The 7,600-nt window shown below is 57.5% G+C and carries 4 protein-coding genes and 2 pseudogenes; 3 read left to right on the top strand and 3 right to left on the bottom strand.

The annotated features are described in order from the left end of the window. Window positions 1-203 (bottom strand): hypothetical protein (locus ACFQPB_RS23385; RefSeq protein ID WP_382228705.1); only part of this gene is annotated, 203 nt, incomplete at its 3' end. Between ACFQPB_RS23385 and ACFQPB_RS23380 the strand changes: the two are divergent. The 3 genes and pseudogenes from ACFQPB_RS23380 to ACFQPB_RS23370 all read left to right on the top strand — a co-directional run. Further along, window positions 126-1,169 (top strand): annotated as a pseudogene (locus ACFQPB_RS23380) (transposase); the annotation flags it as partial. The gene ACFQPB_RS23385 and the pseudogene ACFQPB_RS23380 sit on opposite strands and share 78 nt — an antisense overlap. A 319-nt stretch (window positions 1,170-1,488) precedes the next feature. Further along, window positions 1,489-4,545 (top strand): HD domain-containing phosphohydrolase, encoded by a 3,057-nt coding sequence (locus ACFQPB_RS23375; RefSeq protein ID WP_382228702.1) that lies wholly within the window; start codon window positions 1,489-1,491, stop codon window positions 4,543-4,545. A 21-nt stretch (window positions 4,546-4,566) separates the two neighbouring features. Then, the gene (locus tag ACFQPB_RS23370) at window positions 4,567-5,538 is read left to right on the top strand and encodes an ABC transporter substrate-binding protein (protein WP_382228699.1); all 972 of its coding nucleotides are present in this window, start codon (window positions 4,567-4,569) and stop codon (window positions 5,536-5,538) included. A 43-nt stretch (window positions 5,539-5,581) separates the two neighbouring features. Here ACFQPB_RS23370 and ACFQPB_RS23365 read toward each other — a convergent pair whose 3' ends face one another. Continuing rightward, the gene (locus ACFQPB_RS23365) at window positions 5,582-7,174 is read right to left on the bottom strand and encodes an IS91-like element ISCR23 family transposase (RefSeq protein ID WP_020229221.1); all 1,593 of its coding nucleotides are present in this window, start codon (window positions 7,172-7,174) and stop codon (window positions 5,582-5,584) included. Window positions 7,175-7,278: 104 nt separating this feature from the next. Continuing rightward, window positions 7,279-7,473 (bottom strand): annotated as a pseudogene (locus tag ACFQPB_RS23360) (hypothetical protein); the annotation flags it as partial. Window positions 7,474-7,600 lie beyond the last annotated feature (127 nt).

Here is a 7,600-nt window from a genome sequence, read left to right as displayed (position 1 = left end):
TGCTTTTCGATCAAAGCGACGTCGACATTGGCTTCGCACACCGCAGCGATTTCTGCGGGCACTTTGGTGCCGCGTGGCACAAAGAGGTGGCGCTGTTTGAGTTCCTTCAACCGCGGGCAAAGATCAAGGCGGCGCTGCACATTGGTGCAGTCGCCTTCATCCACCGGTTCGGCTCCAGCCTGAACGCTCATGTGCACTTCCACGTCTGTGTGGTCGATGGGGTGTTTGAGGCGGTGGCGAGCGAGGGCGACGCTAATGCCGCCCCTCAAGCCTCAACACCCGGCATCGTCTTCCACCCGGCCAGCGGAATCGATGCGGATACTGTGGCCCAGGTGCAGACCACCCTGCAAAAACGCATCCTGCGCGCCTTCGCCGCGCGGGGCCTGCTGGAGAAGGCTGATGCCAAAGAGATGCTGGCCTACCAGCACAGCGGCTTCTCGGTGGATGCCGGTGTCTGCATTGAAGCAGACGACCGCGCCGCCCTGGAGCGCTTGCTGAGGTATTGCGCCCGCCCACCCTTTGCCATGGAACGCCTTCGCAAAGAGGGCGCAGCCCTGGTGTACCGCTGCGCCAAACAGCGCAGCGAGCCCACCAGTGACAAGCGTGGTGCCAAGGTGGACGAACTGCACCTCACAGCGCTGGAGCTGATCGACCGCATTGCCGCCCTGGTGCCACCACCGCGCACCCACCGGCATCGCTACTTTGGTGTGCTGGCGCCGAACTCGCCGCACAGAGCAGCGGTGACGGCCATGGCGGATGCCCAGCCAGATGCCACGGGCGATGACGCACACCGCCCCGCGCCGCTGGGCAATGCAATTTCACCCACGCCCGAACCCGTACCGACCAAGCGCCCGGCCCACTACCTGTGGGCGGTGCTGATCGCCCGCATCTACGAGGTGTTCCCGTTGCTGTGCCCGCTATGTGGCGGGCAGATGCGCCTGATCGCCTTTGTCACCGAGGGCAGGCAGATCAGGCGGATTCTGGATCACATTGGGGTGGACTCGGAGCCCCCGCACATAGCCCCAGCGCGCGGACCACCGCTGTGGGATGACTGCGGTGATGCGCAGATGGATGACGGGGCGCAAACCGAGCCAGATTGGGCAACCGACTGGGATGGGGCAGCTCAACCGGTACCCGACTTTGAGGTCGATCAGCGTATCAACTGGTGACAGGCCAAAGTGGTGAGGCAGGCGCTCTGCGGGGTGTCCCTGTGTCTGGCGCACCCGGCGCGATGGAAATCATTCTCCTGCACAACACTTTTTTTTGCGGCGGCTGAACCAACCAGCGCGCCGCTGTGGGACTGTGAGGATATTCCTGTGGTTCGCAGGCTGTTCTGAGGTGCGATACTTGGCCTCATGTGGTTGAAATGCCTATCCGTATCATGTCCTTGCTTCAACGGATTCTCCGAAACCAACTGGTAAAAACGCCACAGGAAGTTGCTTGCTGATAAAGGACCCTTCAGAAGGTCGCTCATCTATGAGGTCGAGAATGAATTCCAAAGTATTACCGCTGAAAGTCCATATAGCTACGCTAGTGGTGGGTATGTTGCTGGTGGTGTCAACCTCACTAATGTGGGTGAGTGACCGGACGCTAACCTCCCAAACCTTGGAGGCCGGCGAGGAACTTTTCAGCCGCATCGCCGATAGCACGTCTGATGCGCTTGAGTTGGAGCTCAAGCCCGCTCAAATTGCCGTGAAGATATTGGCAAACTCCCCCCTTGCTGATGCCAACAGTCTGAACGCGCGGCAACGCCACTTGGATGCCCTGCTGGCAGCCATCAGGTCGCGAGGGTCATTTGCCAGCGCGTATGTTGGTACGAAGAACGGCTCGTATCTTCAGGTTCGCGAGCTAAACGAAGATTTCGTCCGAAAGATTTTTGATGCCCCACACGACGCCAACTACGTGGCACGATCCATTTCCCGAGACAATCCCAACTCGATCGATGCTGTAAGGTATTTCTATTCAGCAGACAAATCGTTGGTAGAAGCCCGAGCCGTCACCAATGATGATTTTGACCCACGCACCCGTGACTGGTACCTGGCCGCGAACAGGGCACCTGATGCCGATGCCGTGATTTCGGCACCTTACAAGTTCGCGACAACTGGCGATATTGGCATTTCCATCGCAGCGCGGCACCCTGATGGCTTTGCCGTGGTAGGCATAAACATCACCCTCGGAGCGTTGTCGAAGTTATTGGCGGAATACCAAAAACTGAAGGGCATGGACCTGGTTTTGTTTGATCGGGAGGGCTCGATCGTTGCCCATCCCGACCCAGAAATCAAGCCCATGCTAGATGCCAGGGGAAACTTGGACCTTGTCAAACTACAAGACTTGAGCAACCCAAAAATGCGGGCGGTGTGGCACCAGTTTCAAAATCAGGCAGCCATCGCATCTGCGGAAAACCCAAAACTAAAACCCGGTTTGGGCTCTGCGGTGCGCAGTAATTCAATGAGCACAGTGGACATTGATAACCGCGAATATTTCATTCGAACGGATCAGGTATTCGATTCTGGCGGCACAGCGTTTTTTCTGGGAGCGCTGACACCCGTCGACGAACTGATCGCCCCGGCAAAACGTGCGCGTAACAATGCGCTGATGATGACCGGTAGCGCATTACTTTTGGTGATGCTGATAGCTATTCAAATGGCCAATAGCATTTCCAAACCTATCAGCGCGCTTACCCGCGAAGCCAGCGAAATTTCGCGCTTTCACTTTGAAACCGGTACCCGGCAGCCTACGATGGTCCAGGAAGTTCAGGATCTGGCAGTAGCAGTGGACAGCATGCGTCATACGATTCGGCGCTTTCTGGAAATATCCACGGCGCTCGGCGCTGAGGGCAATTTTGCCAAGCTATTGGATCGCATATTGGTGGAAACTCTGGACGCAGCCGGAGCCACTGGTGGGGCCGTCTTGCTGTTGTCGCCAGACAGCACTGCATTTAATGGCGGCGCCGTCTCAGTGCCCAACTCACCCGATATCAAGTTTTCTGATATTCCCAAGCATCTGCTTAAAATCTCTGGCGCATCGGTGGTGTCCGATTGCATCGAGGAAAAGGTGACCAAAACTCATCGGCTTGTCAGAGACGGTACTGGTTCCGTTGACTCGATTCTGAAGTTGCTGATGGTAGACAGTTGCGACACTGCGGTCTTGCCTTTGATAGACCGCACGGGCTTCGTCATGGGGGTGTTGATTGTTTTTTGGACGGACAGCGCTGACGGTAAAGCCTCTACAACGGACGACGAGCGATTGAAGTTCGTTAAGGCTCTCTCTGGCACGGCCTCTGTGGCACTGGCAAACCAGCAGTTGATATCGCAGCAAAAGCAATTGATGCAGAGTTTTATCGAACTGATCGCGGGCGCAATTGATGCCAAGAGCCCTTACACGGGTGGACATTGCCAACGTGTACCCGAACTCACCAAGATGCTGGCCCACGCAGCTGAGAAAAAAACGGAGGGCCCTTTTGCCGACTTCAGGCTCAATGACGATCAATGGGAGGCTTTGCATATTGCCGCCTGGCTACACGACTGCGGCAAAGTGACCACACCGGAATTTGTGGTGGACAAAGCGACAAAACTAGAGTCGGTTTATGACAGGATTCATGAGGTTCGCATGCGCATCGAGTTGCTCAAAGCGCAGGCAGAAATAGATGCTTTGCGCGAGTCCGTCGTGGTATCGGGTAAGGGCGAAGACCCAAGTTACCTGTTTGATGCTTTAAGGGAAAGGTGGCGCGAACTTGACGACGATTGGGCGTTTTTGGCGGAATGCAACGTGGGAGGTGAGTTCATGGCCCCGTCAAAAATTGAAAGACTCAAAACGATTTCGCAGTACCAGTGGCGAAGAACTCTTGACAACCGTTTGGGTGTATCCGCTGAAGAAATCAATCGAATGATGCGAACCCCTGCCCCTACTCTGCCAGTGATGGAACCGTTACTTGCAGATCGCGATGAGCACGTGATTGAGCGGTCCGAAAGCGAGCGTTTGCATCCGGACACAGCCCCTGGTAACCCCTGGGGCTTCTCACTGGACATGCCAACCCACTTGTACAACCGGGGCGAGTTGTACAACTTGAGCATTTCTCGGGGTACTTTGACGGCAGAGGAGCGCTACAAGATCAACGATCATATCGTTCAGACGATCAAGATGCTGGAAGCCCTGCCCTTTCCTCAACACCTGAAACAAGTGCCGGAAATTGCAGGCGGTCACCATGAAAAAATGGATGGCAAGGGCTACCCAAAACGGTTGAAACGTGCCGACATGAGCCTCCCAGCCAGGATGATGGCCATTGCCGACATATTTGAAGCACTTACCGCTGCTGACCGCCCCTACAAGAAAGGCAAGTTGTTATCGGAGGCAGTGAAAATTCTGGCATTCATGGTGAAGGATCAACACATTGACGCGGACCTGTTTGAATTATTCTTGAGCTCAGGCATTTATTTGGACTACGCTCAACGATTCATGATTCCAGCGCAAATTGATGATGTCAATGTTTCCGACGTGCTTCAATCCATCAAGCCCTCATCCCACATTGGCGCATACGCCACTTAGGGTTCAGAGGCAGGGAATCTCATGATTCAAACAAAAGCTACCTTGCGATTGTTACTTTGCGCGGCCGCTTTCGTACTTGCAAACGGCGTTGCGTTTGCTCAGGCTCAGAGCGAGCCAAAACTCGATTGCGGGCTCAGCACGGGCCAACGTGCCACAGGCGAACCCATCTACATCGGCGGCATTGTCAGCAAGACAGGGCCAGATGACTTCAGTGCCTCAGGAATAGCTGCAAACGCATATTTTCGATGTGTCAATGACAACGGTGGTATCAACGGAAGACCTGTCATCTACACCGTGGCAGACGACCAGTGGAACCCCAAGATTGCCAATGAGCTGGCGGGCAAATTGATCACCGACCGTCAGGTTATTGCCATGGTGGGCGGGTCCAGCATGGTTGAATGTGAGGCCAACGCATCCTTGTATGCCAAGTCGGGTGTCATCGCCCTGGTGGGGACTGGCGTGCCCAAATCCTGCTTTCACTCACCCTATATCTCACCGTTGAATACCGGACCACGCATTTCTGCGACGATAGCGGCGATGTATGCCGCCAAGTCAGGCGCAGTGAAGCGGATGGCATGCATCATCACCACCATCCCGGGGCTGGTTGATTGGGGCTGTAACGGTGTATCGGATTGGGGAAAGAAGAATGGCATTGCTGTCGATATCGTTGCGTTTGATGTTGCCAATTTCAATCCAGCCGCTCTTGTGAAGCAAATGGTTGCGAGAAATCCCGATGTCATCGTGGCCAATTTGCCCAAGGGGTTGTTGATTCCTTTGATGACTGAGGCGCAAAAGCTTGATCTGGCAAAGACCATACGATTTGTCTCTTCAGCTCCAGCCTACAACCCTGACGTGCGGATAGGAAATCCAACCACAGGAGGACGATTATGGCCCAGGTTTTGGGCATCACAGGCCTTCAGGCTGAGCCTGCCTGAGCGCTTGATCAGCGCCAGTAGCCCGAGATTTTTCGGTTTGCACATTTTTTGGCAGTGACAGACGCAGCCCTGCCGCGCGGCCAAACCGCTGCTGCCTTCCCTTACCAACTGACGCGCTGATCGACCTCAAAGTCCGGCGCCGGTTGGGCCGCCTCGCCCCAATCTGGCTCAACCTCGACACCATCGCCCATCGGCACATCGCACCCATCCCACAGCGGCGGCCCGCGTGCTGGCGCGATGCGAGGCGGCTCTGTCTCCACCCCGATGTGCTCCAGGATGTGCCGGAGGTCGGCACTGTAGGTGATGAAAGCGATGATGCGCATCTGGCCACCGCAGAGCGGGCACAACAGCGGCAACACCTCGTAGATGCGGGCGATCAGCACCGCCCACAGAATGTGAGCTGAGCGTTTGGGCAGAGCTGGCTGGGTGGGCTCGGGCTGGCTGGGACCACCGACCGTGGCCACTCCCATGGCATCCACCGCTGCGGTCACACCGCCTGGCTCGGGCTGTGCCGTGCCCGTGCCCGCGCCTGCGGTTTGGCCTGCGCCCAGTGCAACCGCCGCAGCCCGCAGGGGTGAATTGGGCGCCAGCACGCCGTAGTACCGGTGGCGGTGCGCACGCGGTGGCGGCACCAGCGCGGCAAGGCGGTCGATGAGTTCGAGCGGCGTGAGGTGCAGTTCGTCGGCCCGAACACCTCGCTTTGCCTTGCGTTGGTCGCGCCGGTCACTGCCAGGCTCGCTGTGCTGCTTGGCGCAGCGGTAAATGAGCTCACTGCCCGCTTTGCGCAGCCTATCCAGCGCAAACGGGGGCCGTGCGCAGTAGCGCAGCAGGCGCTCCAGGCCCGCTCGGTCTTGTGCTGCTATGCACACGCTGGTGTCTACCGAAAACCCACTGTGTTTGTACCCCAGCATCTCCTGGGCCTCGAAGCCTTCGAGCAGGCCCCGGCCCACAAAGGCGCGCAGGATGCGCCGACGCAAACTGGCCTGGGCTTGGGTCACCGCTTCGGGGTCGATGCCGATAGCCGGGTGAAACATGACGCTGATCGCTGTGGTGCGGGTGCCCTGCTCACTCGCCTCCCCTGCCACCGCCTCAAACATGCCATCGACCACGCACACATGGAAATGCACATGCTCGTTCAGGCTGGAGCCAAAGCGGTGAATGAAGGCGACTGCACCGATGTGCAGGGCGGCCTTGTTCGCATGCGCTGCGCATGGGCTGTTGGCTTGCAGGGTTTGCTCAATGACGCGCAAGAAGATGCGCAACACCATGCCCAGCACCACGCTGTCGCGTTGCATAAAGTAGCGCAGCCGCTTGGGAACCGACAGCACCCACTGGCGCACTGGCAGGCGGGGGAAGACGTGGTCGGTGAGGTGTGCCGCTGTCTCGGCCATGCGCCGCGTGGTGCACGAGGGGCAGACGCCCCGGCCTTTGCAGGAAAAGGCCACCAGAAAGTCGTGTCCGCAGTCGTCGCAGCGGGCACGGGCAAAGCCGTGGGCAAAGATGCCGCATTCCAGGTACTTGGCAAACGCTTGGCGCACATAGGGCTTGGGGCTGCGGTGGTCGCCCTGGCCGTCGAACTGGCCGGCGCTGGCCAGATCAAGCCAGGTCTCGTAATGCTCGGCCACCGTTTGGTAGAGCAGCGTGCGCTCGGGGTGGCGCGGGTTGTAGAGCTTGGGCTTGGAGGTGGCTGGCATAAATACTGTGTAAATACACAGCATTCTGCAGACTTCTCCTCAGCCAGGCTACGCAGCAAAACGGCCCCGAAGGGCCGTTTGTTGTTTCAGGGAGCCATCGCCGCTCAGGCAGTCGCTTCCTTGGCGTTCTCCACATATTCTTCGATCTGGTCGAAGTTCAGGTACTGGTAGATCTTGTCGCTGCTCTGGTTAATGACGCCCACGTCGGCCAGATATTCTTCCTTGCTGGGAATACGGCCCAGCTTGGAGCAGATGGCCGAGAGTTCGGCTGAGCCCAGGTACACATTGGTGTTCTTGCCCGGGGTCTCCTCGTTTTCAGTGCAATAAGTGACGGTACGAAAAGCTAGCACTGGCGCGGAGGTGGTGTTGGTAGATCGTTGATTTCATTGACTTTCCTGTTCACTTTCAAATCTGCGATTCGTGGCG

Source organism: Hydrogenophaga atypica, assembly GCF_042665215.1.
Lineage (GTDB): Bacteria > Pseudomonadota > Gammaproteobacteria > Burkholderiales > Burkholderiaceae_C > Hydrogenophaga > Hydrogenophaga defluvii_A.
This window is presented reverse-complemented; position numbering and strand designations above follow the sequence as displayed.

What these genes read in the sequence shown, in the direction of transcription:
- ACFQPB_RS23365 (WP_020229221.1), bottom strand. Translation starts at nt 7,174, where the DNA reads ATGCCAGCCACCTCCAAGCCCAAGCTCTACAACCCGCGCCACCCCGAG.
- ACFQPB_RS23370 (WP_382228699.1), top strand. Translation starts at nt 4,567, where the DNA reads ATGATTCAAACAAAAGCTACCTTGCGATTGTTACTTTGCGCGGCCGCT.
- ACFQPB_RS23375 (WP_382228702.1), top strand. Translation starts at nt 1,489, where the DNA reads ATGAATTCCAAAGTATTACCGCTGAAAGTCCATATAGCTACGCTAGTG.